General features: G+C 64.0%; 26 protein-coding genes, 1 tRNA gene and 1 pseudogene. 23 read left to right on the top strand and 5 right to left on the bottom strand.

The genetic code is table 11. The features are described 5' to 3' along the window. The first annotated feature begins 2 nt into the window (after positions 1–2). The 5 genes from WDM86_18805 to WDM86_18785 all read left to right on the top strand — a co-directional run bounded on the left by WDM86_18805 (position 3) and on the right by WDM86_18785 (position 4,086). The gene (locus tag WDM86_18805) at positions 3–725 is read left to right on the top strand and encodes a terminase family protein (GenBank protein MEI9992073.1); all 723 of its coding nucleotides are present in this window, start codon (positions 3–5) and stop codon (positions 723–725) included. Beyond that, positions 716–1,396: a hypothetical protein gene (locus WDM86_18800; GenBank protein MEI9992072.1), complete on the top strand. Its 681-nt coding sequence runs from the start codon at positions 716–718 to the stop codon at positions 1,394–1,396. The genes WDM86_18805 and WDM86_18800 overlap by 10 nt, the downstream gene beginning before the upstream one ends. A 13-nt stretch (positions 1,397–1,409) precedes the next feature. Beyond that, on the top strand, positions 1,410–2,099 hold the full coding sequence (locus WDM86_18795; protein MEI9992071.1) for a hypothetical protein: 690 nt from the start codon (positions 1,410–1,412) through the stop codon (positions 2,097–2,099). A 304-nt stretch (positions 2,100–2,403) separates the two neighbouring features. Then, positions 2,404–3,048 (top strand): hypothetical protein, encoded by a 645-nt coding sequence (locus tag WDM86_18790; GenBank protein MEI9992070.1) that lies wholly within the window; start codon positions 2,404–2,406, stop codon positions 3,046–3,048. A gap of 18 nt (positions 3,049–3,066) precedes the next feature. Then, positions 3,067–4,086 carry a hypothetical protein gene (locus WDM86_18785; GenBank protein MEI9992069.1) on the top strand — a complete coding sequence of 340 codons (1,020 nt, stop codon included), beginning with the start codon at positions 3,067–3,069 and terminating at the stop codon, positions 4,084–4,086. 221 nt (positions 4,087–4,307) lie between these two features. Here the strand turns inward: WDM86_18785 and WDM86_18780 are convergent. After that, positions 4,308–4,380, bottom strand: a tRNA-Thr gene (locus WDM86_18780). Between the two features lie 144 nt (positions 4,381–4,524). Here WDM86_18780 and metG point away from each other — a divergent pair. The 3 genes from metG to WDM86_18765 all read left to right on the top strand — a co-directional run bounded on the left by metG (position 4,525) and on the right by WDM86_18765 (position 7,904). Further along, positions 4,525–6,237, top strand: coding sequence for a methionine--tRNA ligase (gene metG / locus WDM86_18775; GenBank protein MEI9992068.1), 1,713 nt, complete (start codon positions 4,525–4,527; stop codon positions 6,235–6,237). After that, on the top strand, positions 6,234–6,722 hold the full coding sequence (locus WDM86_18770; GenBank protein ID MEI9992067.1) for a GNAT family N-acetyltransferase: 489 nt from the start codon (positions 6,234–6,236) through the stop codon (positions 6,720–6,722). Before metG ends, WDM86_18770 begins: the two co-directional genes overlap by 4 nt. Before the next feature lie 462 nt (positions 6,723–7,184). After that, positions 7,185–7,904, top strand: coding sequence for a DUF5343 domain-containing protein (locus WDM86_18765; protein MEI9992066.1), 720 nt, complete (start codon positions 7,185–7,187; stop codon positions 7,902–7,904). Between the two features lie 555 nt (positions 7,905–8,459). On the opposite strand, the gene WDM86_18760 is transcribed toward WDM86_18765, so the two are convergent. Next, positions 8,460–9,191: an arginyltransferase gene (locus tag WDM86_18760; protein ID MEI9992065.1), complete on the bottom strand. Its 732-nt coding sequence runs from the start codon at positions 9,189–9,191 to the stop codon at positions 8,460–8,462. Positions 9,192–9,260: 69 nt separating this feature from the next. Next, a complete protein-coding gene (locus WDM86_18755) occupies positions 9,261–10,181 on the bottom strand; it encodes a flagellar motor protein MotB (GenBank protein ID MEI9992064.1) in 921 nt (306 codons plus the stop codon). A gap of 115 nt (positions 10,182–10,296) precedes the next feature. Here WDM86_18755 and WDM86_18750 point away from each other — a divergent pair, with 115 nt between their 5' ends. The 10 genes from WDM86_18750 to WDM86_18705 all read left to right on the top strand — a co-directional run bounded on the left by WDM86_18750 (position 10,297) and on the right by WDM86_18705 (position 19,342). Further along, positions 10,297–10,782 (top strand): flavin reductase family protein, encoded by a 486-nt coding sequence (locus tag WDM86_18750; protein ID MEI9992063.1) that lies wholly within the window; start codon positions 10,297–10,299, stop codon positions 10,780–10,782. Between the two features lie 216 nt (positions 10,783–10,998). Then, on the top strand, positions 10,999–12,645 hold the full coding sequence (locus WDM86_18745) for a porin (GenBank protein ID MEI9992062.1): 1,647 nt from the start codon (positions 10,999–11,001) through the stop codon (positions 12,643–12,645). A 58-nt stretch (positions 12,646–12,703) separates the two neighbouring features. Further along, positions 12,704–13,735, top strand: a complete 1,032-nt coding sequence (gene pstS / locus WDM86_18740; GenBank protein ID MEI9992061.1) for a phosphate ABC transporter substrate-binding protein PstS — start codon at positions 12,704–12,706, stop codon at positions 13,733–13,735. An 86-nt stretch (positions 13,736–13,821) separates the two neighbouring features. Further along, positions 13,822–14,220 (top strand): LysR family transcriptional regulator, encoded by a 399-nt coding sequence (locus tag WDM86_18735; GenBank protein MEI9992060.1) that lies wholly within the window; start codon positions 13,822–13,824, stop codon positions 14,218–14,220. Between the two features lie 57 nt (positions 14,221–14,277). Next, positions 14,278–14,748 carry a MarR family transcriptional regulator gene (locus WDM86_18730; GenBank protein MEI9992059.1) on the top strand — a complete coding sequence of 157 codons (471 nt, stop codon included), beginning with the start codon at positions 14,278–14,280 and terminating at the stop codon, positions 14,746–14,748. An 11-nt stretch (positions 14,749–14,759) separates the two neighbouring features. Beyond that, on the top strand, positions 14,760–15,896 hold the full coding sequence (locus tag WDM86_18725) for an HlyD family secretion protein (protein MEI9992058.1): 1,137 nt from the start codon (positions 14,760–14,762) through the stop codon (positions 15,894–15,896). Between the two features lie 13 nt (positions 15,897–15,909). Then, positions 15,910–17,475, top strand: coding sequence for a DHA2 family efflux MFS transporter permease subunit (locus WDM86_18720; GenBank protein MEI9992057.1), 1,566 nt, complete (start codon positions 15,910–15,912; stop codon positions 17,473–17,475). Continuing rightward, a complete protein-coding gene (locus WDM86_18715) occupies positions 17,475–18,353 on the top strand; it encodes an NAD(P)-dependent oxidoreductase (GenBank protein ID MEI9992056.1) in 879 nt (292 codons plus the stop codon). Before WDM86_18720 ends, WDM86_18715 begins: the two co-directional genes overlap by 1 nt. After that, positions 18,353–18,958, top strand: coding sequence for a TetR family transcriptional regulator (locus tag WDM86_18710; protein ID MEI9992055.1), 606 nt, complete (start codon positions 18,353–18,355; stop codon positions 18,956–18,958). The genes WDM86_18715 and WDM86_18710 overlap by 1 nt, the downstream gene beginning before the upstream one ends. A 123-nt stretch (positions 18,959–19,081) precedes the next feature. Continuing rightward, positions 19,082–19,342 carry a hypothetical protein gene (locus WDM86_18705; GenBank protein ID MEI9992054.1) on the top strand — a complete coding sequence of 87 codons (261 nt, stop codon included), beginning with the start codon at positions 19,082–19,084 and terminating at the stop codon, positions 19,340–19,342. On the opposite strand, the gene hemB is transcribed toward WDM86_18705, so the two are convergent. Next, complete coding sequence (gene hemB / locus WDM86_18700) at positions 19,325–20,320, bottom strand: porphobilinogen synthase (GenBank protein ID MEI9992053.1); 996 nt, start codon at positions 20,318–20,320, stop codon at positions 19,325–19,327. The two genes, WDM86_18705 and hemB, sit on opposite strands and share 18 nt — an antisense overlap. Positions 20,321–20,430: 110 nt before the next feature. Here hemB and WDM86_18695 point away from each other — a divergent pair, with 110 nt between their 5' ends. From WDM86_18695 to WDM86_18675, 5 genes are all read left to right on the top strand, one after another. Beyond that, complete coding sequence (locus WDM86_18695; protein ID MEI9992052.1) at positions 20,431–21,573, top strand: isobutyryl-CoA dehydrogenase; 1,143 nt, start codon at positions 20,431–20,433, stop codon at positions 21,571–21,573. 98 nt (positions 21,574–21,671) lie between these two features. Then, positions 21,672–22,178: a winged helix DNA-binding protein gene (locus WDM86_18690; GenBank protein MEI9992051.1), complete on the top strand. Its 507-nt coding sequence runs from the start codon at positions 21,672–21,674 to the stop codon at positions 22,176–22,178. Positions 22,179–22,261: 83 nt separating this feature from the next. Further along, complete coding sequence (locus tag WDM86_18685; GenBank protein MEI9992050.1) at positions 22,262–22,765, top strand: winged helix DNA-binding protein; 504 nt, start codon at positions 22,262–22,264, stop codon at positions 22,763–22,765. A gap of 192 nt (positions 22,766–22,957) precedes the next feature. Then, entirely contained in the window at positions 22,958–24,175 is a 1,218-nt protein-coding gene (hemA, locus tag WDM86_18680) for a 5-aminolevulinate synthase (protein ID MEI9992049.1), read from the top strand. After that, on the top strand, positions 24,175–24,387 hold the full coding sequence (locus WDM86_18675; protein MEI9992048.1) for a hypothetical protein: 213 nt from the start codon (positions 24,175–24,177) through the stop codon (positions 24,385–24,387). Before hemA ends, WDM86_18675 begins: the two co-directional genes overlap by 1 nt. Here the strand turns inward: WDM86_18675 and WDM86_18670 are convergent. Then, positions 24,384–24,825: pseudogene (locus WDM86_18670) on the bottom strand (MucR family transcriptional regulator). The gene WDM86_18675 and the pseudogene WDM86_18670 sit on opposite strands and share 4 nt — an antisense overlap. Between the last annotated feature and the right edge of the window lie 76 nt (positions 24,826–24,901).

The raw sequence follows: 24,901 nt of genomic DNA, 5'->3' as shown, positions 1-24,901 counted from the left end.
CCTTGGATAGCGCCTACTGGTTTCAGGACGCGGGCATCATGCATCCCGATAACTGGCAGGTGCAGGCGATCCGTTCGCAATCGAAGCGCCAGCTTTGGAACGTCCACCGGCAGGGCGGCAAGAGTACGACCGCGGGCCTCAAGGCAATCGAGAAGGCGGTCGCCCAGCCCAACTCACCCGTGCTGGTTATCAGCCCCAGCCAACGGCAATCGGCGGAGACAGTCCGAACATGCCTATCCCTGCATTCGAGGGTCTGGGGTTTGCCAAGGATCGTCGGAGAGTCCGCCCATCGTCTTGAGTTGGAGAATGGCTCCCGGATAATCAGCTTGCCGTCCAGCGAGACGACTGTGCGCGGCTTCGCAAATGTCGCGCTCCTGATCCTCGATGAGGCTTCGCGCATTCCCGACGAGATTGTTGCCGCGTGCCGCCCGATGCTGGCGGTCAGCGATGGCGACATTATCGCCCTCAGTACGCCGCAAGGCCGTCGCGGCTTCTTCCACGATTGGTGGGAGAACGGCGGCACCACTTGGGAGCGCACGCGGATCACGGCCAACCAGTGCAGCCGCATCAGCCCTGCGTTCCTGGCCGATGAACGAAAGGCGCTCGGCGAGGCGCTTTATCGGCAGGAGTACCTTTGCGAGTTCGTGGAAAATGACGAGCAGGTCTTCCCGAGTGAAATCATTCGGGTCGCCTTCAGTTCGGAGGTTGTCTCGCTATGGCAATGACAACCAGCCGACAAATCAAACGCGGTCTCAAGGCTGTCTCGGAACACAGTTTTGTTCTGGCAGCAGATCTTGGTCAGAGCGCCGATCCAACAGCGATAGCTGTCATGGAGCGTGTTGTTACCTCGCACGTCTATTATAGCGGCCAAGAAACGGCAGCCGGCGAGACATTTGATGTTCGCTACCTGCGGCGGCTCCCGCTTGGCTTGAGTTACGTCGATCAGGTTCAGGAGATGGCGAGGCTCCTTGGTCGCCCGCCACTCAGCGAGGGCTGCGAGTTCGTGATTGACGCCACCGGCGTCGGTCGTCCCGTTGCCGATCTTTGGGATCATGGCGGGCACAAGCCGATCCGCGTCACGATCACGGGCGGTGATCGTCAGTCGGCGCGCGGCGTGCGGAATTGGCATGTGCCAAAGCAAACGCTGATTAGCGCTCTCGACGCCCGGCTACATTCCGGCCAGCTACGGTTTGCGGCTGATCTTGCTGAAGCGGGCGCGATGGCCGACGAACTCAAGAACTTCCGCCGCAGCGTCAGCGCCGCCGGTCGCTACTCGTATGACGCGCGAGTCGGCAAGCACGACGATCTGGTTTTGGCAGTTGCGCTCGCGCTCTGGGTCTTCGTCGGTAAACCAAAATACCAAACCGCCTCTGTCGGAAAATACTCGCTAACCTGAAAGGAGAATTGACATGCCTGCCTCATTCCCCGGTCGCTCCGGCCAACACCCGCAGCGCCATGAAATGTTCGAACAATGGGCCGCTCGCTTCCCGAATGCCGATGACGGCCTCTCTAGCGCGATCAAGACGCTCCTGGGCGGCTACCAGACGTTTCGCCAGCATCACGCGCGATATACGGCCGATGAAACGAGCACGCAGGGCGCTCGGCTTGTTAAGAGTTCGAAGGCTGCCCGCGCGATCCTGCCTCTCGTTGAAGCGCTCGATGTGGCGAATGAGGCCGCCATGCAACGGGCGGCGCATCTCGAGGCGATTACCGCGAAGGCCTACAATCCGCCGAACCCGCAATACCCGACTTGCATGCGCCATCAGGAAATCAGAGCGCACTTCAAGTCCCTGCCGAACGGTGATCGGCTGAACCTGTTGGAGGCAGCGCGCAAAGCGGGCGACGAGGACACTCTTCTGGCTGTCGCCAGTTGTCAGGCGTACCTCTCCGGCGTCGTCCCGGAGATGCATCAGTTTGTTCGCGATACCTTGATCGAAGCCCACGCACCGAACGAGGCGGCGGCACTGAAAGGCCTTCGCGAACAACAAGGCTACGCACAACAATTCCGCGACACGATGCTTCAGTCGGTTGCCGATACCGTCGATTTCAAGAAGGCCGATGAACTGATCGCGGCTGCCCGGGACGACCTGGCGGCCTGAACCTGCGGCGCGTTCCAACGCTGCTAGCCCGCGAAGGTGGGACCTTTCCTAGCAGCGCGCCGACGCAGAGGGGCCGGGCGGCATCCAACGTCCGGCCCCAACTCTTATATGCTGGGGCGGCGCGGGCCTTGGGTTGAGCGCAGCGACCGCCATCGACTCGAATTCCTTCCAATACAATCTGTAAAGCCGAGTCGCCGCGACGTATTGACATCTAGACTTCGACCCCACATAGTGTGCCGCAGAAGGGGGCGGGCCACCAGGGCATTGATTCTGGTGTTCCGCCTTATTGTTTTTGGGGCATCCCGTGGCAGAAGCAGCAGTCGGCAGTCAAACGCTCAACGAAAACAATGCCAAGAGCTTGTTCGCCGTGCTCGCACTGAACGCGGCGGCCTTCTATTTGGTGGAACACGCGATGGCGATCACGGTCGGAGACTGGATCGCCCTGGCGACGGGCTGGATGTCGGCATTGCCGGCTGGCGTGGGCGTCGTATTGACCGGAATTCTCAACGCGCAGATCGGCGACGAATTGAAGGCCCGGATGGTCTTTCTGCGTTGGCGGTTCCCGTATCCGGGCTCCGAAGCCTTTTCACGGTATGGCCCTCGTGATCCGCGCGTCGACATGGCCGCGCTATCGACCGCGTTCGGTCCGCTGCCCACCGAACGGAAGGAGCAGAACGCTCTCTGGTATCGCCTGTATCGGACGATCGCCAGCCATCCGGTCATCGAGCATGTGCATCGCAAATTCCTGTTCGCCCGCGACTATTCCTTCATCTCGCTGATCCTGGTCGTGATCCTGGGCGCCGCCGCCGCCGTGACCATGCCGATCAAGACGGCCGCCATCTACGTCATCGTCCTCGTCCTCCAATGGGCGCTCGCCACAAGAGCCGCAAATGTCAGCGGCCATCGATTTGTAACCACCGTCCTCGCGCAGAAAGGCGCGGGAAACTAACCAGAAAGGATTTGGGTAATGGGTATTTTTCACTTCTTGAACGTCAAGCAGGGCGACTGCTCCATCATTGAGCATCCGAACGGTCATGTAACCGTGATCGACGTCTGCAACGCGCGGCACGATTATTCCGCGCAAGACAATGAGCTGACCAAGTTTCTGAGGGCGGAGGCCGCGCGCCAGTCTCCGAAAGGGAATTTTGGGCAGAAGGAATTTCCTGTGAACCCGATCGAGTACATGCGGCGTCGCGGGATCAAGAGCATCTTCAGGTTCCTCCTGACGCATCCCGACATGGATCACATGGACGGCATCAAGGATGTCTTCGAGGCGTTCCCGGTCTACAATTTCTGGGACACGCAGAACACCTGCGAAGACAAGCCGTTCGGAAATAACGCACCGTTCCGTGAGGATGATTGGGACTTCTACAAATCGCTGCGCGACGGCACTTTGGTGAGCGCGCCCAGGCGCCTCACCCTTCATGCCGGTGACCGCGGCAAGTACTGGAACGAAGACGACAGCGGCACCGGCGGCGATGGCCTCCACATTCTCGCGCCGACGAAGGCGCTGATTGCGAGTGCCAACGAGAGGGGTGAGCACAACGACAGCTCATATGTGATTTTGTATAAGTCGGCGGCGGGCCGGATCATCATCGCCGGTGACTCCCATGACGATACCTGGGAACACATCCTCGCCAATCATCGCGCCGATGTCGAAGACGTCGATCTTCTCGTCGCACCTCATCATGGCCGCCACTCAGATCGTGACTTTGGCTTTCTGAACGTCCTGCGTCCGAAGCTCACGCTTTTCGGCAATGCATCTTCCGACCATCTTGCCTATGAAGCTTGGTCTAACCGCGGGCTCCAGGTGATCACCAACAACCAAGCCAATTGCGTGATCGTGGATACCAACGGGGCCACCATGCAGGTCTTCGTGACGAACGAGACCTATGCGCGGACCATGAACCAGTTCACGTATTTTTCGGCGGCGCACGGAGGCTACTTCATCGGTCAGATTGCCGTCGGCGCGCGCTCGGCCGCGTGACGCCGGTCGAGCTGCCGTCGCCGACTCGCAAGCCCGCGCTCTGGCGCGTGGTTGGCGGCGCGAAGCTATCCAAGGAGGGCCGGAAACAACGCCTCTCCTGCGCCTTCCTAGTGGGTCTGCGGGCATTTTGAGTTGCAGATAAATTGCGCATAAAATCTGCGTCGGATTATGCGCCAGATGTGGACTGCCGATTAAATAGTTGAATATATTGAATAAAACGGTGCCGGCTACAGGACTCGAACCTGTGACCCCCTGATTACAAATCAGGTGCTCTACCAACTGAGCTAAGCCGGCCGGCGTCCCCGGGATACTGAGATCGCGCCGCCTAGGCAAGCCGGCCGGCGGCCGCCGCCGCGACCTTTGCATTGCCGCCCCGCCCCCTTAAGGGTGGACGCGCCCGCGCATCCCGCTAATCTGCGCGCCCTTTTCGAGCCGGCCATGAAACGCGTCCTCATCACCTCCGCCATCCCGTCCGTCAACGGCGTCAAGCATCTGGGCAACCTCGTCGGCTCGATGCTGCCGGCGGACGTCTATGCCCGCTTCTGCCGGGCCAGGGGCTATGAGACGCTGGCGATCTGCGCCACCGACGAGCACGGCGCGCCCATCGAGCTCGCCGCCGCCGAGGACGGCATCCCCGTCGCCGAATATTGCGACAAATGGCACGCGGTGCAGGCCGATCTCGGCGCCCGCTTCGGCCTCTCCTGGGACCATTTCGGCCGCTCCTCCTCGGGCCAGAACCGCGAGCTGACCTGGCATTTCGCGCGCCGGCTGTGGGCCAACGGCCATCTCGACGTGCGCACCACCAAGCAGGCCTATTCGGCGACCGACGGCCGCTTCCTGCCCGACCGCTATGTCATCGGCACCTGTCCGCATTGCGGCTATGACCGCGCCCGCGGCGACCAGTGCGAGAACTGCACCCGGGTGCTCGATCCGGTCGACCTGATCGACCCGCGCTCGGCGGTCTCCGGCGCCAAGGACATCGAGATCCGCGACAGCGTGCATCTGTTCCTCAAGCAGTCGAAATTCGTCGACGAACTGCGCGCCTGGATCGCCGGCCACCGGAACGACTGGCCGGTGCTCGTCAGCTCCATCGCCAACAAATGGCTGGACGAGGGCCTGCAGGACCGCGGCATCACCCGCGACCTGGAATGGGGCTTTCCCGTACCCGACGACATCGCCGACGGCGCGCTCAAGGGCAAGGTGTTCTACGTCTGGTTCGACGCGCCGATCGAATACATCGCCGCCACCAAGGAATGGGCCGACAAGAACCAGCTCGACGACGCGGCGTGGCGAAGCTGGTGGTACGACGCCAAGGACGTCACCTATGTCGAGTTCATGGGCAAGGACAACGTGCCCTTCCACACCATCATCTTCCCCGCGATGATCCTGGGCACCGCCGAGCCCTGGCACAAGGTCGACCGGCTGAAGGGCTTCAACTACATCAATTACGACGGCGGCAAGTTCTCGACCTCCGGCAAGCGCGGCATCTTCATGGACGGCGCGCTCGACATCCTGCCGGCCGACTACTGGCGCTATTACCTGATGGCGAACGCGCCGGAGAGTTCGGACACCAACTTCACCTGGGAACATTTCGCCGGCGTCATCAACAAGGACCTCAACGACGTCCTGGGCAATTTCGTCAACCGGATCACCAAATACTGCGCGTCCAAGTTCGACGCCAAGGTGCCGGGCGAGGGCGCCTATGGGCCGGAGGAAGCCGCCGTCTGCGCCGAGCTCGACGCGCTGATCGCTCAGTACACGGATTATCTGGAGAATTGCGAATTCCGCAAGGCGCTCGCCGAGCTGCGCGCGATCTGCGTCGTCGCCAACGAATACATCACGCGGGCCGCGCCCTGGACCGCGATCAAGACCGACCGCGACCGCGCCGCGGCGGGCGTCCGCATGGGCCTCAACCTCGTGCACTTGCTGGGCCATCTGTGCTGGCCGGTGATGCCGACCATCGCGCGCCACATCCACCAGGCGATCATGGCCGCGCCGCCGATCGTCCCCTGGCCGGACGAGCCGATGGCGCGCTTCCTCGGCCAGCTCGAACCCGGCCAGCCGATCGATCCGCCGCCGGTGCTGTTCGCCAAGATCACCGACGAGCAGGTCGCGCAATGGCGGGCGCGCTTCGGCGGCACGTCCACGTGAGCGTCCGCCGCCTGACCGCCGACGATGCACAGGCGCTGCGCGACATCCGGCTCGAAGCGCTGCGCCTGCACCCGACCGCGTTCAGTGCCGATCCCGATGTCGAGGGCGCCTATCCGATCGCGCGCTGGCGCGACTGGACGGATACGCGCGTCTGGTTCGGCGCCTTTGTCGATGGCGCGCTCGCGGGCATCAACGCCTTCTCGACGGAGGCCACTTCGAAGAAGACGGCGCATGTCGCCCATCTGGGCGCGATGTATGTCCGCGCGGCCGCGCGCGGCTCGGGGACCGCCGACGCGCTGATGACGAACTTCATCGACTACGCGAAGGGCAGGGCGGAACAGCTTGTTCTGACGGTCGAATCCGAAAACGCCCGCGCCATCCGATTATACGAGCGCCACGGCTTCACGATCACCGGCCGCAAGCCGCGTTCGATGAAGATCGACGGGCTGTTCTACGATGAACTGGAAATGTGGCGGTCGGTCTGAGGCGACACGCGTGCTGTATGTCCAGCGCTGAGTTTCGGCGTCACAATAGTAAATCGGATTGGACGAGTACGGTTTCATAGATATTGATAACGTTGTCACCCGACAATTTCTGGCAGCTTTTATACTGTCCGTCCAGCGCCGATGAGCCAAGGAATTTCTCTTTCGCTTCCACTTCCTAGCTAGTAAAAGCAATCGCTTGAAAGATTAATTTTGGCCGATACGGCGGCGAGGAGTCGCAAACAAATTGGCAACCTAGGGGAGAGAAACACCGCTGCAATTTTATTCATCCGTTCAAAATGATATCGCACGTTTCCGTGAATGTCTCAAAGACAAAAAGTAAAATGTATATATTACAATGAGTTACTATGGAATATTCGTGGCAGAAATTGTACGGGAACGAATATTGATTTTTTCGTAACTTCTGGTACGTTTCCGCTGTAGTCGAAACAGAGTGTCACTGCCATGGCCGTTACTGCCGACCGTTCGGGCCCCTATGCTCCGCCCTCCGCGGTGTTGGAGATCATCACCCGCTATCGCAGTAGGGGTCTGGGAACGCCGATCACGGCGGACGTGCTTGGGCGTGTCGGGATCACCGAAAGTCTCCGCCCACGGACCTTGTACGCTCTGCAGGCGTTGGACTTGATTGATGAGAGCGGCGCGCCGACGCCAACACTGGAAAGCCTCCGTCTCGCACCACAGGGCGAATATCAGAAGCGTCTTGCCGAATGGTTGAACGGTGCATACGCCGATGTGCTGACGATCATCGATCCGGCAACGGCGACGGACACGCAGGTACGCGATGCATTCCGCAGCTATAATCCGCTTGGCCAGCAAGACCGGATGGTGACGTTGTTTTGCGGGCTATACGCTGCTGCCGGCATCAGGCCGGAGAAGTCGCCGGCACCGCGCACCACGCCGACGGCTAAGCCGCGAGGCCGCGCAGTCTCTACGCCGGCTATAAAATCGTCGTCGTTTGTCGCGGCGGGGCGCGAGAAGTCGCACATCCAATCTAATATGCCGCCAGCGCTTGCCGGCCTGATGGCGAGCATTCCGCAGGATGGTAAGGGATGGACGAAGGCGACGCGCGATAAGTTTGTCGCACTGTTCGGCGCGACGCTGGACTTTAGCATTCCGATCATCACGCAGGCCGAAGCGGACAAGGAAAATTCCGGCAGCGCATAGCCAGAAAACGAAATCAGGCCCGGTGTGCAATCACCGAAGCCCGATCCCGGCGGGTCACGCCCGCTAACCTCTAACCCCGTCCCAACCGGCGGAACCGAATCGAGGTGATGCTTAGTGCGGAAAGACCGCATGTTAAAAACGTAGGCTAAGGCCGCATCGGACGGGTCGTTCCCAAACGGTGCGGCCTTCGTCGTTTCTGTAACATAGTGACAGAATCTTACGCAAACCTGGGAGATGGCATGATCATGATTAAGTCGCCACCAGCGAACTTAAGTCGGTCGTCTAACCAGAGCACGGCGGGCAGCGAAATTTGCCCAAGCCATGCCGATACGCTGAAGGCACGAAGGCGAAACCATTTAGCACCCCCCTTGAACCGAGTCGGTCCAAGCACCATCTCCTCTAAATCCCAAAAATTGTAAGCGTTCGGACGGCGGTCGCACGCGGCGTCGGGAAGTCGGAACAACTACCCTCACCGAAACGGAAGGTGCATCAAGGCGCTGCGGGACGTTTCCCCCATTCGAACCGCCTTTCGCATTCGAATGCGCGCCCAGCCTTCTAAATCCGCGCCCAGCCTTCGCGGCCGAGCGCTTCCATCGGGCGGAAGCGGGTCTTGTAGGACATCTTCTCGCTGCCCTCGACCCAATAGCCGAGATAGACATGCGGCAGCCCGCGGCTCTTGGCGTCGCGGATGTGGTCGAGGATCATGAAGGTGCCCAGGCTGCGCGCGTCCTCGCCCGGATGGAAGAAGCTGTAGACCATCGACACGCCGTCGCGCAGCACGTCGGTCAGGGCGCAGGCGATCAGCGCGCCGGGCCGTCCGTCATTGGTCGGCCGGCGGTATTCGATGATCTGGGTTTCGACCGGTGTCTCCTCGACCATGGCGACATAGTCGAACAGTCCCATGTCCGACATGCCGCCGCCGGCGTGGCGCGAATCCAGATAGGTCCGCAGCAGCGCGAACTGCTCGCGTGTCGCCTCCGCCACGACCTCGCTGCGCACCAGGTCGGCATTGTGCTTTTCCACCCGCCGGAAGCTGCGGGAGATCTCGAACGCGTTGACCAGGATGCGGACCGAGACGCAGGCCGAACAGCCCTCGCAGGCCGGGCGGTAGGCGATCGACTGGCTGCGGCGAAAGCCGGAATGGGTCAGCGCCTCGCTCAGCGGCTGGGCGAAGGTGCCGGACAGCCGCGCGAACACCTTGCGCTCGATCCGGCCGGGCAAATAGGGGCACGGCCCGCCGGGCGTCAGGAAAAACTGCGGTACGCGTGCGTTATGCTGCTCGGTCACGTGCGAACCCGGACTCCCACCCCGCGACTATGACAAAACTTCGGGCGCGTACGCCAGTCCGGCGGTCGATCAGAGTTGATGGCCCGGCGCCACCGGCGGCGCCTCGCGCAGCAGGACGATGCTGAGCCGGCGGTTGGCCGAGGCGTTGGGGTCCTCCGGCAGGAGCGGCTCCGAGCCCGCCTTGCCGGCCACTTCATAAATGCGGTCCTGGACGAGGCCGCCCGATGTGAGCAGCGCCCGCGCCGCGTTGGCCCGCGCCGAGGACAATTCCCAATTGGTCATGCCGTTCGGCCCCTCGAACGGGGTCGCCTCGGTGTGGCCGCCGATCGACACCCGGTTCGGCAGCCGGTCGATGATCTTGCCGATCTCCGCCAGCAGCCGCTTGGTATAGGGCATCGGCTCGGCGGTTCCCGGCTGGAACATCGGCCGTCCGTCCTGGTCGACGAGCTGGATGCGCAGCCCCTCCGGCGTGTTGTCGATGATCACCTGCTTGGAGAGCGTCGCGATGTCGGGATTGTCCTGGATCGCCTGGTGGATCGCCTCGGCGGCGTGCTCGAAATCGCCGTCCTGGGTCGAGGCCGTGCCGGTGCCGTCGGCCGCGCCCGCCGCGCCCTGGCTGCTGGCGTCCGTCGCGCCGCCATGGGCGGTGCCGGCCTGGGTCGAATGAGTCGGCGTGGCGGGCGAGGTCGGGCTGTTCTTCTGGAACACCGACGCCGCGCCGCCGGCCTTGGAGCTGTCCTCGCTCATCACCTTGCCGCCGAGCACATTGCCGGCGCCGCTGACGGTTTCGGCGATGCTCTGCGGCGCGAAGTAATCCGCGATGCCGCGCTTCTGTTCGGGCGTGGTCGTGTTGATCAGCCACATGAGAAGGAAGAACGCCATCATCGCGGTCACGAAGTCGGCATAGGCGACCTTCCACGCGCCACCGTGATGGCCGCCGTGCCCGCCCTTCTTGATGCGTTTGATGACGACCGCGCCGTCGCTGGCCATGGCCCTTGATCCCGCTCTAATACCCGCAGACGGGTGGAGCGGTCTTTGCGCCGCGCCATGCCTCGCCTAACGTGCGAACAATGCCTGACCGCCGCTTAACCGAGTGTGAAACGCCATGACCTTCGATACCCGCGCCTTCCGCACCGCGCTGGGAAGCTACCCGACCGGCGTCGCCGTCGTGACCACCAAGGTCAGCGCCGAGCATCACCTGGGCATCACCGTGAATTCCTTCACCTCGGTCTCGCTCGATCCGCCGCTGGTGCTGTGGTGCATGGATCGCAAATCGGATCGTTACGAGGCGTTCACCAAGGCGGATTGCTACACGGTCAGCATCCTCGGCACGGCGCACCAGGACGTGTCGTCGCGGCTGGCGAGCCGGGGCAATCACAGCCTCGACGGAATCGCGCTCAGTGTCACCACACTCGGCCCGCCGGCGCTGGCCGATGCCCTGGCGGTCTTCGAATGCGAGGCGCAGACGGTGCACGATGCCGGCGACCACGCGATCCTGATCGGCCGCGTCGTCCATTTCGCGCGCCAGGACAGCGGCCCGCCGCTCGTCTTCTATCGCGGCAAATACGGCGCGCTGGCGCAGGCGACCTAGCGGCCTCGCGGCCCCTGCGGGGCGCCCCGAAATGCCTTTTTTCGCGGCTGTGCCCGGGATGTCACGCCGGAATGCCCCGAAACGGCATGCCGCGATCTGTGTCGCATTAGCTTCACAAATACGTCACTCCGCCGTTACCCACCGCTGAAAAGAAGCGCCGCGGAAGGGCACGACATCCGGGCAGACCCTTTCCAAACCATTTTGAAGAGGGGTTCCATGCAAGGGAAATCGTTTCTGCTGACCACGGTTGCCGTGGTCGCATTGGTCGCGTCGTCGGGGGCCGGCTTCGCGAAGTCGTCCGATTCGAGCTATTCGTCCGCGCCGCCGCCGGCCACCGCCGCCGGCCCGAGCAATGCCGAGCTCTCCGCGCGCATCGACGCGCTGGAAGCCGAGCTTGCCGCCGCCGAAGAGCATCGCAACGCCGACCACAGCCGCCTTTCCACGCTGGAGCAGAACTTCAACGACACGACCTGGAGCTTCGACAACGGCCGTCCGACCGTGAAGTCGGGCGACGGACGCTTCACGATGGCGTTCCGCGTGCGCTTCCAGAGCGACTTCGCCGGCTTCTCGCAGGACTCGACGCATCCCGCCGGCTTTGCCGGTCCGGGCGATCTGTCCTCGGGCGCCGTCATCCGCCGCGCCTATTTCGGCGTCGAAGGCAAGGTCTTCAACGATTTCTCCTATGAATTGCGCTTGAACGCGGGCGGCACCAATGGCGGCCTCGGCAACACGCCGGTTCCGGCCGGCACGGGCGGCGCGTACCCGACCGCCGGCGAAGGCGACCCGCTCCTGAACAAGGCGGTCATCACCTATACCGGCATCCCGCATTGGCACTTCAACGTCGGCGTGATCGAGCCGGCCTTCATGTTCGAAGGCACGACTTCCTCGGCCTCGCTGATCTTCCTGGAGCGCCCGGAGATCGACAACATCGCGGCCGACAGCTTCGGCGCGGGCGACTCGCGTCGCGGCATCGAAATCGGCTGGCAGAAGACCGACACGCTATGGGGCGGCGACAACCTTGCCGGCACCTTCGCCTATACCGGCAACAAGACGGGCTCCGCCAACAACCACGGCAATGGCGGCGACGAGAACAGCCAGATCCTGGGCCGCGTCTCCGAACGTCTGTGGACGGATGGCGTCGCGTCGAACGTCCAGATCGGCGCCAGCGGCGCGCATGTGTTCAGCTCCGGTTCGGTGACCCCCGGCGGCGTCGCCGGCTCGGGCTGCTCGACGGCGACCCCGCCGGTCTGCAGCAACGGCGGCACGGCGCAGTTCAATCTCCAGGATCGTCCGGAAATCCGCGTCGACGGCACGCGCCTGATCTCGACCGGCGGCATCAACGCCAAGACGGCCGACATGTTCGCGGTCGACTTCGGCGGCAACTGGAACAACTTCTTCCTCGGCGGCGAATATTCGGAGTTCACGCTCGACCGCAACCCGTCGCTGGGAAGTCCGGTGGTCATCGACCATCCGTCCTTCTCGGGCTGGTATCTGGAAGGCTCGTGGATCCTGACCGGCGAGGCCAAGCAGTACACGCCCGGCGCGATCAACAACGAAGTCGGCGGCTTCCAGGCCCCGATCCCGTCGGCGCCCTTCTCCTGGAGCGGCGATTCCTGGGGCGCCTGGGAACTTGCGGTGCGCTATAGCGACACCGACCTCAACTGGCACACCAATGTCGCCAGCGGCGTGTTCGGCGGCGACGAGAAGATCGTTGCGATCGCGCTCAACTGGTACATGAACCGCAATATCCGCCTGATGATCGACGACAATATCGTGACCGTGAAGAAGGGGACGCTCGCGATCCCGAATCGCGACGGACAGGACATGAACATCGTCGGCGTGCGTTTGCAGTTCGCAAACTAGTCGCAAGATTGGGGCATAACCGGAGAGTGCAAGGCTCTCCAGACCGAAAGAGGATCCAATGAGAATTTCGTTCAAACTAATCGCCACGGCGCTCGCGGGCATCGCGTTCGCCGCGACGGCCGCGGTCGCCGCGGAAATTTCCGGCGCGGGCGCGACCTTTCCCTATCCGATCTACGCCAAATGGGCCCAGGCCTATAAGGGCGTGAGCGGCGTCGGCCTGAACTACCAGTCGATCGGCTCCGGCGGCGGCATCGCGCAGATCAAGGCGCGCACCGTCACCTTCGGCGCCTCCGACATGCCCCTGCCGGCGGCCCAGCTCAACGCGGCCGGCCTGGTGCAGTTCCCCACCGTGATCGGCGGCATCGTGGCCGTCTACAACATCCCGGGCGTCGCCGCCGGCCAGCTCGTGCTGGACGGTGCGACCCTGGCCAACATCTATCTCGGCCACATCGTTCGCTGGGACGATCCGGCGATCAAGAAGCTCAACCCGGGCGTGAACCTTCCGAGCCAGGCGATCGCCGTCGTGCATCGTTCGGACGGATCGGGCACGACCTTCGTGTACTCGACCTATCTGTCGCGCGTCAGCGGCGAGTGGAAGACCAATGTCGGCGCGAACACCTCGGTCGATTGGCCGCTCGGCATCGGCGCCAAGGGCAATGAGGGCGTCGCCGGCAATGTGGCGCAGACCGCGGGTTCGATCGGCTATGTCGAATACGCCTATGCCCTGCAGAACCATCTGAAATACGCCCGCATGCAGAACAAGGACGGCAAGCTCGTCGAGCCGTCGCTTGCCACCTTCGGCGCGGCCGGCTCGCATGCGGATTGGGCGTCCGCGGCGCAGAACAACTTCTACATCATCCTCGTCGACCAGCCCGGCGCCGATTCCTGGCCGATCACGGCGACGACCTACATCCTGATGTACAAGCAGCCGTCCGATCTGGCGGCCTCGGCCGAGACGCTGAAGTTCTTCAAATGGGCCTACGCCAATGGCGACGACGCGGCGAAGAGTCTGATCTACGTGCCGCTGCCGGACAACGCGGTGCAGGCGATCGAAGCCAGCTGGAAGCAGATCCAGGGCTCGGGACAGTAAGAACACCTCCCTTGGTGTGAGGGCAGGGGCGGACGAAAGTCCGCCCCTGTTTTCTTTTGCGCGGGCCGCGCTCCATATTTCGCGCCATGACGCGCCTGACGATTCGCATCGACTTCGCCGACGGCACACAGCTCGGCCCCGGCAAGGTACGGCTCCTGGAGCTGGTGGCGGAGACCGGCTCGATCCGCAAAGCCGCGGCCCGCATGAAGATGAGCTATCGCCGCGCCTGGCTGCTTCTGAAGGCGCTGGACGATATGTTCGGCGAGAAGCTGTCCGAGACCGCAACCGGCGGCAAGGACGGCGGAGGGGCCCGCCTGTCGCCCCTGGGACGCACCGTGGTCGCGCGGTACCGGCGGGTGGAGAGCGCGGCTGGCGGCGCTGCGGCCCGGGACCTGAAAGCCCTGGCCAATGCCTTGGCGTCCCAGCGGAAAGGCCGAAGATCGGCGCCGCAGCGCGGCAAGAAATTCGAAAGGAAGCCGGCTTAAGGTCTTGTATGATAATATAACGTCCCTTATGTTATCACTGCTTAAGAATTTGAGCCCATGTCCGAATCGTTCGACCGCGATCTCCTGATCATCCTGCACGACGTGGCGCGGGCCATGCGCACCCTGTTCGACCAGAAGGCGCGTGCCAGCAACGCCATGACGCGGGCGCAGTGGATCATCCTGTCGCGCTTGGAAAAGCAGCCGGGCATGTCGCAGAACGAGCTGGCGGCGATCTGCGAGGTCGAGCCGATGACGGTCGCCCGGCTCGTCGACCGGCTCGAAGCCCGCGGCATGGTGGAGCGGCGCAGCGATCCCTTCGACCGCCGCATCCGGCGGCTTCATCTGTTGCCTGCGGCAAAACCGGTACTGGAAACCATCACCCATACGCGCGAGACGATGAGCGAACGCATCATCGCCGGCCTCGACGACAAGACCCGCGAAGAGCTGATCGACGCGCTGCTGGTGATCAAGGAAAATATCGCAAACGAAGCCCTGTCAGACCATGCGCTGGTAGAGGCCGGAGAATAGAAAGCACCGTCATGTCCGCTATGAGAACCGATTCCGTCGGCTACGCCGCGCCCGGCATGGGCACCCGCGTGCGCGATTGGGCCGCGTCGATTTGGGCCGACAAGGCCCGCCTGCGCCGCATCGCCATGATCTGGGGCCTGGCCCTCATCCTCGCATTGGCCCTCTATTTCTATCTGACCGGCGGCCGCTATGTGTCGTCGGACGACGCCTATGTGCACGCCGCCAAGCTGATGGTCTCGACCGACGTGTCGGGCCTCGTGCAGGACGTCGATGTGCATGAGGGCCAGCAGGTCAAGGCCGGCGACGTTCTCTTCCGCCTCGATCCCCGTCCCTTCCAGATCGCGCTCGACAACGCCAAGGCGGCGCTCGCGCAGACTGTCCAGGACGTCGAGGGCACCAAGGCGCAATACCGCTCGATCCTCGGCCAGATGGCGTCGCAGCAGGCCCAGGTCGACCTGAATTCCAAGACCTATGCGCGCTATCTCGCGCTGCAGCGCCAGAACGCCATCGCCGGCACCCAGGTCGATCAGGCGCGCGGCGCCCTGCAAAGCGCCCAGGCGATGGTCGTGTCGCTGCAGCAGCAGGCGCGCCAGACCCTGGCCCAGCTCAACAATAATCTCGACATTCCCGCGACCCAGACGCCGGCCTATATGCGCGCCTTGGCCGCCGTGGCCGAGGCGCAGCGCCAGCTCGACCACACGGTGGTGCGCGCCCCGTTCGACGGCATCGTCAGCGAAGTGGATTCGCTGCAGCCGGGCACGCTGGTGATCTCGGCGATGTCCGCCTTCACCACGACCAGCGCGGTCGGCCTCATCGCCAGCAAGAACGTCTGGGTCGAGGCCAATCTGAAGGAGACCGAGCTCACCTATGTCCGCAAGGGCAATCCGGTGGATTTCTCCGTCGACACCTATCCGGGCTGCGAATTCAGCGGCGTGGTGGATTCGATCAGCGCCGGCAGCGATTCGCAGTTCTCGGCCCTGCCGGCCGAGAACGCGAGCGGCAATTGGGTGAAGGTCGTCCAGCGCGTTCCGGTCCGCGTCCGCGTCACGAAGAATTCCTGCAACGTCCCGCTGCGCGCCGGCCTCAGCACGGTGATCTCGATCGACACCGGACATCGCCGCTGGTCGCGTCTGCTCGACAGCATCTGACAGAGATACCGCGATGTCGGCGCATGCAGCGACCATCCATACCGCCGACTCCTACGAGAACAAGGTAGAGCTGTGGATCGTGCTGGCCGCCTCGATGGCCGGCACGCTGATGCAGGCCCTCGACTCGACGATCGCCAATGTCGCGCTGCCCTATATGCAGGGCGAATTGTCGGCGTCGCGCGACCAGATCACCTGGGTGCTGACCTCCTACATCGTCGCGGCCGCGATCATGACCGCGCCGGTCGGCTGGATCGCCTCGCGCTTCGGCAAGCGCAACTTCCTCCTGGTCTCGCTGGCCGGATTCACCATCACCTCGATGATGTGCGGCGCGGCGCAGTCGCTCGAACAGATGGTCCTGTTCCGCCTGCTGCAGGGATGCTTCGGCGCGGCGCTGTCGCCGCTCAGCCAGGCGGTGATGCTCGATCTGTTTCCGCCGCACAAGCGCGGCAACATCATGGCGATCTGGGGCATGGGCGTGATGCTCGGCCCGATCCTGGGCCCGACGCTCGGCGGTTATCTGACCGAGGCCTATAGCTGGCGCTGGGTGTTCTACGTCAACGTGCCGTTCGGCGTCGCCGCCGTCACCGGCATCTGGCTGTTCTTCAAGGACAGTCCCCACGATCAGGGTTTGCGCTTCGACTGGTTCGGTTTCGGCGCGCTCGCCGTGGGGCTGGCTTCCCTCCAGCTCGTGCTGGATCGCGGCACCGACCAGGGCTGGTTCGGCTCGGGCGAGATCATCCTGGAGGCGCTGATCGCCGGCATCGGCATCTATCTCTTCCTCGCGCACATGCTGACGGCCTCCAAGCCGTTCATCCCGCCGGGAATATTCGCCGACCGCAACTTCCTGTTCGGCCTTGTGCTGATGTTCGCGCTCGGCGCCGTCTTGCTCGCGAGTTCGGCGTTGCTGCCGCCGTTCCTGCAAAATCTCGCCGGCTACAGCGTCTACCAGACCGGCATGCTGATGGCGCCGCGCGGCTTCGGCACGATGTTCGCCATGATGTTCGCCGGCCGCGTCGCGCTGCGCGTCGATCCACGTCTTCTCATGACGATCGGCGCCGGCATGCTGTCCTGGTCGATGTGGGACATGGCCGGCTGGACGCCGCAGATCGACGATTGGACGCTGATCTGGGTGACGTTCATCCAGGGTCTCGGCATGGGCCTGGTCTTCGTGCCGATGAATCTCACCGCCTTCGCGACGCTCGGGGCGCAGTACCGCACCGACGGCACGGCGCTGACCAATCTGATGCGCAATGTCGGCAGCGCCATCGGCGTCAGCGTGACGACCTCGGTGCTGGGAGACAGCGTCCAGGCCGCGCATGCGGCGATGGGCCAATACGCCTCGACATTCAATCGCGCGCTGGGCGTCAACGGTCCGTCGCTGATGATGAGCCCGCAGATCCCGTTCGGGCTTGCCAACCTGAACAACATGATCGAATACCGGGCGCAGGTGTTCGGCTTCCAGAACGATTTCCTGTTCATGTTCTATGTCAGCCTGCCGACCATTCTGATCATCTGGCTGATGAAGCGTCCGACGTTCCAGTCGGGCGCGCCACAGCCCGCCGCGGAGGTCATGGAATAATGCGCATCGCTTTCCTCGGTCTCGGCGTGATGGGCTACCCGATGGCGGGTCATCTCAAGCGCGCCGGCCACGATCTGACCGTCTTCAACCGCACCGCCGCCAAGGCCGAGCGCTGGGTCGAGGAGTTCGGCGGCGTCTCGGCGCCGACGCCGGCCGAGGCCGCGGCGAACGCCGATGTCGTGCTGGCCTGCGTCGGCCGCGACGCGGATGTCCGCGAAGTCGCCACCGGCCGGCACGGCGCCTTCATCACCATGAAGCGCGACGCGGTCTTCATCGACCACACCACCGCCTCCGCCGGTCTGGCGCGCGAGCTCGCGGAAGAAGCGCTGCGGCGCGGCATGTATTTTCTCGACGCGCCGGTCTCCGGCGGAGAGCAGGGCGCCAAGAACGGACAGTTGACGATCATGTGCGGCGGATCGGCCGCGGCCTATGCCAAGGGCGAGCTGGTAATGGCCGCCTATGCGCGGCAATGCCGCCTGATGGGCGAAGCCGGCGCGGGACAATTGACCAAGATGGTCAACCAGATCTGCATCGCGGGCCTGGTGCAGGCGCTGTCCGAAGGACTGAGTTTCGCGCGCGCCGCGGGCCTCGATCCCCTCGCCGTTGTCGAGGTCATTTCGAAAGGCGCGGCGCAGTCCTGGCAGATGGAAAATCGCCACGCGACCATGCTCTTGGGACAGTTTCGACATGGTTTCGCCGTAGAGTGGATGCGAAAAGACCTTGCGATCTGCCTGGACGAGGCGCGCCGGAACGGAACGACGCTTCCTGTTACATCCCTGGTGGATCAGTTTTACGCGGAGGTTGAGGCGATGGGCGGCAAGCGCTGGGACACGTCCAGCCTCTTCGCGAGACAGGAAGCACAGTGGAAGAAGGATTGATGGACAGCACAAATCCGGTCGCGCAGCCCGTGCGCACGCGGGCCTATCATCACGGTGATCTGCGCAACGCGCTTCTCGACGCGGCGCGGAAGATTCTCGAAGAAGAGTCCTTGGCGCAGCTCAGCCTGCGGGCCGTCGCGCGCCGCGCCGGCGTAAGCCATGCCGCTCCCTATCGTCATTTCCCCAATCATGAATCGCTCCTAGTCGAGCTCGCCATCGAAGGCTTCGTCGAGCTGCGCGGCGATCTGCAGGCGGCCGGCAGTTCGACCGGCGCCGAATCCGACCGCATCGCCAAGATCGGCGCGGCCTATATGCGCTTCGTGGTCCGCCGGCCCGAATTGACCAGCCTGATGTTTGGGCCGCAGCTTCCCAACCGCGACGCCTTTCCCGAGCTCGGTACCGCCGCCGACGCCATCGGCGCCGAAATCGGCGCGGCGCTGCACGATTCCGCGCTCGGACTTGCGGTCTGGGCCGCCGTGCACGGCCTGGCGATGCTAATCCTGCGAAACGTCATCGATCTGGGTCAGCGCAAATCCGGACTGGATGTGCTGCCGTCGCGCGCGGAAATCATCCTGCGCAGCCTGTTTTCGACCCGGCGGGATTGAGTTAATCCCACCTCTTTGGTGGGATACGCGCGGTAAACCAAAGCATGTGGAAGGCGTTGACCGGGAGGCGATTTACATCGCCTCTACTGGACGCGCGCATATCCATGCTTTATGAGCCCCGCCATGCGGAAAATCTCCATTGCGGCTTTCGCCCTTCTGTGGCTGTCGGGCTGCGGGGTGTTCGATTTCGGCCCGCCGCGGCAGAGCATGGCGGCGGTCAGCGAATCCTGCCGCGCCAGATCGGCGACCGAATTGTCGATGCACGGATTGGTGAACGGCGAGTCGTCCGAGGCGCGCGCCGCGATGTTCGACAAATCCTATCGCGCCTGCATGGGGGCGGAGGGCTATGACGTTTCGCCCGCGCCGTCAGTACGCCTTGAGTAGCCGCGCCGCGTCGCGGGCGAAATAGGTGAGAATGCCGTTGGCGCCGGCGCGCTTGAAGCCGAGCAGGCTCTCCAGGATCACGCGGTCGCGCTCCAGCCAGCCGCGCTCGATGGCGGCCATCAGCATCGAATACTCGCCCGACACCTGATAGGCGAAGGTCGGCATCTTGAACTCGTCCTTCACGCGGCGGACGAGGTCGAGATAGGGCATGCCCGGCTTGACCATCACCATGTCGGCGCCCTCGGCGATGTCGAGCGCGACCTCGCGCAGGGCCTCGTCGCCGTTCGCCGGATCCATCTGGTAGGTCCGCTTGTCGCCGATCAGCGCCTTGGCCGAGCCGACCGCGTCGCGGAACGGGCCGTAGAAAGCCGATGCATATTTGGCCGCATAGGCCATGATCAGGACGTCCTTGAAGCCGTTGGTCTCCAGCGCGGCGCGGATCGCGCCGACGCGGCCGTCCATCATGTCGGACGGCGCGACGATGTCGCAGCCGGCCTCGGCCTGGACCAGCGCCTGGCGCACCAGGATCTCGAGCGTCGCGTCGTTGTCGACATTGTCGCCGTCCAGCACGCCGTCATGGCCGTGGCTCGTATAGGGATCGAGCGCCACGTCGCACAGCACGCCGATCTGCGGCACCGCCTTCTTCAGCGCCCGGGTGGCGCGGCACACGAGGTTGTTGGCGTTGGCGCATTCGCGACCGTCCGGCGTCTTGAGCGACGCCTCGGTGAAGGGGAACAGCGCGATGACCGGAATGCCGAGCCTGGCCGCTTCCTCCGCCGCGGCGGGGACCTGATCCACCGACAGCCGCTCGACGCCGGGCATCGAGGGAACCGGTTCGCGCTTCTTGTCGCCATCGACGACGAAGATCGGCCAGATGAAATCCGACGCCGACAGCGTGTGCTCCGCGACGAGCTTTCGCGTCCAGTCGTGCCGGCGCAGGCGGCGCATGCGCAGGGCGGGAAAGCGGGCCTCGGTCATGCGCCTGTCTTGCCAAGTTGGGCCCGTCGGCGCAAGGCGTCGGCCCGGGCGGACCCGGTTGCGCGGCGGCGCGGCGCGGTCAATCCTTGGGCCAACATTCGGGAGCGGCCATGGATTTCGAGCTGAACGAAGACCAGCGGGCGGTCGAGGACGCGGCGCGGCGTTTCGCCAGGGACCGCCTCGCCCCCTTCGCGGCGCAATGGGACGCCAAGGAGATTTTCCCCGTCGACACCCTGCGCGAGGCCGCGGCGCTCGGCTTTGCCGGCATCTATGTGAAATCCGACGTCGGCGGCTCGGAGATGAGCCGGCTCGACGCCGCGATCATCATGGAAGAACTGTCCGCCGGCTGCACTTCGACCGCCGCGTTCATCTCGATCCACAACATGGCGTCGTGGATGATCGACCGCTTCGGCACCGACGAGCAGCGCAAGCGCTTCCTCCCGAAGATGGCGACGATGGAGAAGATCGCGAGCTATTGCCTGACCGAGCCGGGCTCGGGCTCCGACGCGGCATCGCTGAAGACGCGCGCCGTCAAGGACGGCGATGCCTATGTGCTCAACGGCGGCAAGGCCTTCATCTCCGGCGCCGGCGTCTCCGATATCTATGTCTGCATGGTGCGCACGGGCGAGGACGGTCCGCGCGGCATCTCCTGCCTCGTGGTGGAGAAGGGCACGCCGGGCCTTTCCTTCGGCAAGAAGGAGCGCAAGATGGGCTGGAAAAGCCAGCCCACCGCCCAGGTGATCTTCGAGGATTGCCGCGTGCCCGTCGCCAACCGCATCGGCGGCGAAGGCGAGGGCTTCCGCATCGCGATGATGGGCCTGGACGGCGGCCGCATCAATATCGGCGCCTGTTCGGTCGGCACCGCGCGCGCCGCGCTCCACGAGGCGCTCGCCTATGCCAAGGACCGCAAACAGTTCGGTCGCCCGATCGCCGATTTCCAGGCCAGTCAGTTCAAGCTCGCCGACATGGCGACGGAACTTGAGGCGTCGCGCCTGATGATCCGCAACGCCGCGGCGGCGCTGGATCGCCGCGATCCGGCGGCCACCATGCTCTGCGCCATGGCCAAGCGGTTCGCCACCGATACCGGCTTCAAGATCGCCAATGACGCGCTGCAACTGCACGGCGGCTACGGCTATCTGGAGGACTTCCCGGCCGAGCGCCATGTCCGCGACCTGCGGGTGCACCAGATCCTGGAGGGAACCAACGAGATCATGCGCGTGATCGTGGCGCGCGAGCTGTCGCGGCAACAATAATACGCTGCAATGCGGCGGTTTTTACCGCCTTTTAAGAAATCGCTCCTACTCTGTCAGCATAACAAAGGTGGGCTTCCGCAAAAAGCGGAAGGAAGACGATGACAGCATTCACGAAACCGCAGACCGCGGTGCTCGAGAGCGCCCGCGTGGAAGCGAAGTACTATCTGGAGACGCTCAATCTGGTCGAGCGTCTGCATCGCCAACTGCTCGATGTGATCAAGGACGAACTGGACCGCCGCGACGAGCGGGAGATCAACAGCGTCCAGGCGCTGCTCCTGTTCAATGTCGGCGACCAGGAGCTGACCGCCGGCGAGCTGCGCACGCGGGGCCACTATCTGGGCTCCAACGTGTCGTACAATCTCAAGAAGCTCGTCGAGTCCGGCTACATCCACCACGAACGTTCGGAAGCCGACCGCCGTTCGGTGCTGGTGCGCCTGACGCGCAAGGGCGAGGCGGTGCGCGACACGCTGCGCGAGCTGTTCGAGCGTCATCTGGGCTCGCTGAACGCGGTCGGCAATGTGGCGGCGAACGATCTGGACCTTTTGAACGTGACCTTGAAGCGTCTGGAGCGCTTCTGGATCGACCAGGTCCGCTTCCGGCTATAGGTATCTTTCCGAAGGGGCTCGTCAACACGTCGGAAAGGCCGGCGGTAGAGCATGCGCGTGCAATGTCTCACGCGAACCCAGCCATGGCCTCTCACGCCCAATACCTTCGGATCCAACCTCTCGGCGGGCCGCAGGCCGAATGGTGCGGCCGCACCGTCGAGCTTGTCGAGAAGCTTCACCGCGGCCTTCAGGAGCTGGTGAAGGACGAGCTCGATCGCCGGAAGATCCAGGACATCAACGGCGTCCAGGCGCTCATGCTGTATCACTTCAGCGAGGAAAGCCTCGCGCCCGGCGATCTGCGCGCCCGCGGCCACTACCAGGGAACGAACGCCACCTACAATCTCAAGAAGCTCGTCACCCACGGCTATGTCGATCAGAAGCCGTCGGAGACCGACCGGCGCTCGGTGCGGCTGTCGCTCACGGTCAAGGGCGAAGGCGTGCGCGCGGCGCTGCGCGCGCTCTTTTGCCGGCACGAGCAGTCGATGGGCGTGGTGGCGGATCTGCCGTCCGATTCGATGGTCGCGCTGAACACCCTGATGGGGCGCCTGGAGCGATTCTGGGTCGACCAGGTTCGCTTCCGCCTCTAGCCGCCCCGGCCGGTCCACGGGCGGTGATCCAGATCAAGGTATCCGGCGCCTCGCGCGGCCACGATGATGTGTGGCTCAAGGACCAGTCATGTGACAAAAGGCATAGGCTCCACCGGGCGGATTGGGGTATCTTCCGGCCCGGTTGAATCCGGCCGGGGCCGGCCCCAGGTAAGGTTGCACGGGACTGGAAATATGTCGTTTCCCTATCTCACCCGCTTCCGCGACGCGCTCGCCGGGCTGCGGCGCGAGGGGCGCTACCGCATCTTCGCGGACATCGTGCGCCAGCGCGGCGGCTATCCCAAGGCCGATTTCTATACCGATGCCGACAAGCGGCCGATCACGGTGTGGTGCAGCAACGACTATCTGTGCATGGGCCAGCACCCGGTCGTGCTCGCCGCCATGCACGAGGCGATCGACGCGACCGGCGCCGGCGCCGGCGGCACCCGCAACATCTCTGGCACCACGCACTACCATGTCGAGCTGGAGCGCGAGCTCGCCGACCTGCACGGCAAGGACGCCGCGCTGCTCTTCACCTCCGGCTATGTCTCCAACGACGCGACGCTCGCCACGCTCGGGAAGATCCTTCCCGGGTTGATCGTGTTCTCCGACGAGTTGAACCACGCCTCGATGATCGAAGGCATCAAACATGGCGGCATGGAGAAGCATCTCTTCCGCCACAATGATCTTCAGCATCTGGAGTCTCTGCTGGCTTCGGCCGATCCTGCGGCGCCCAAGCTGATCGCTTTCGAGTCGGTCTATTCGATGGACGGTGATTTCGGGAAGATTTCGGATTTCTGCGACCTCGCCGAGAAATACGGCGCCCTCACCTATCTCGATGAAGTCCACGGCGTCGGCCTCTATGGTCCGCGCGGCGCCGGCGTGGCGGCGCGCGACGGGGTGATGCACCGCGTCGACATCATCGAGGGCACGCTCGCCAAGGCGTTCGGGGTCATGGGCGGCTATATCGCGGCCTCGTCGGAGCTCATCGACTGCATCCGTTCCTTCGCGCCCGGCTTCATCTTCACGACCTCGCTGGCGCCGGCGATCGCGGCCGGCGTGCTCGCCAGCATCCGCCATCTGAAGGCCAGCGATGTCGAGCGCGGTCGCCTGCATGAGCGGGCCGCGCGGCTCAAGCGCCTGTTCGCGGAGGCCGGATTGCCGGTCATGGATTCGCCAAGCCACATCGTTCCGGTGTTCGTGGGCGACGCGGCGCTGTGCAAGTCGGTGTCCGACGCGCTGTTGCGCGATCACGCGATCTATGTGCAGCCCATCAACTTCCCCACCGTGCCGCGCGGCAAGGAAAGGCTGCGCTTCACGCCTTCGCCGATGCACAGCGACGCGATGATGGACGCGCTGGTGCAGGCGCTGGATCAGGTCTGGACGGCGCACCGGCTGAGTCGCGCCGCCTGATGCCGCCGGAAGACGGCGCGGTCTACGTTGAATTCGTCGTGCAGGGCAGCGTGGTCAAGGTGACGGCCGTCGATTCCAGGACGGGCACCGAGGCGAGCGTGATGGGGCCGGCCGGCGCATCGCGCACAGCCCTCTCCGACGCCGCGCTGCGCAAGCTGAATTACGTCCTGCGGAAAAAGAACGGCGGCGCCCGACCGCCGCCGTCCACCTAGCCCCGGCGGCGGCTCTTGGGCGGCGATGTGCGGCCCAGGCCGATTTTCTTGGCGAACTCGGACCGCTTGGCGGCGTAGTTCGCGGCGACCATCGGATAGTCGGCCGGCAGGCCCCATTTGGCGCGGTACTGGTCCGGCGTCAGCTTGAAGCGCGAGCGCAGATAGCGCTTGAGCATCTTCAGCCTTTTGCCGTCCTCCAGGCAGATCAGATAGTCCGGCGTGATCGACTTCTTCACGGGAACCGCGGGTTTCTGCGAGGTGACGAAGTCAACCCCTTCGATGCCGGAAAGTCCGCCCAAGGTGGGCGTGGACGCTCTTGATCATCGCGGGAAGGTCCCCGACCGCGACGGGGTTGTTGCTGACATAGGCTGCAACGATATCGCTGGCGAGCTTCAGAATTTCTTCGGAGCGCCCGACCGGCATGTCTTCGCTACTCATAGGTACACACCCTCTACTCATGGGTTTCAATCAACGTATTGGTATTGCTTGGTCTGGGCGCGAAATCAATACATAC

The organism is Rhizomicrobium sp., from assembly GCA_037200045.1.
GTDB lineage: Bacteria > Pseudomonadota > Alphaproteobacteria > Micropepsales > Micropepsaceae > Rhizomicrobium.
This window is presented reverse-complemented; position numbering and strand designations above follow the sequence as displayed.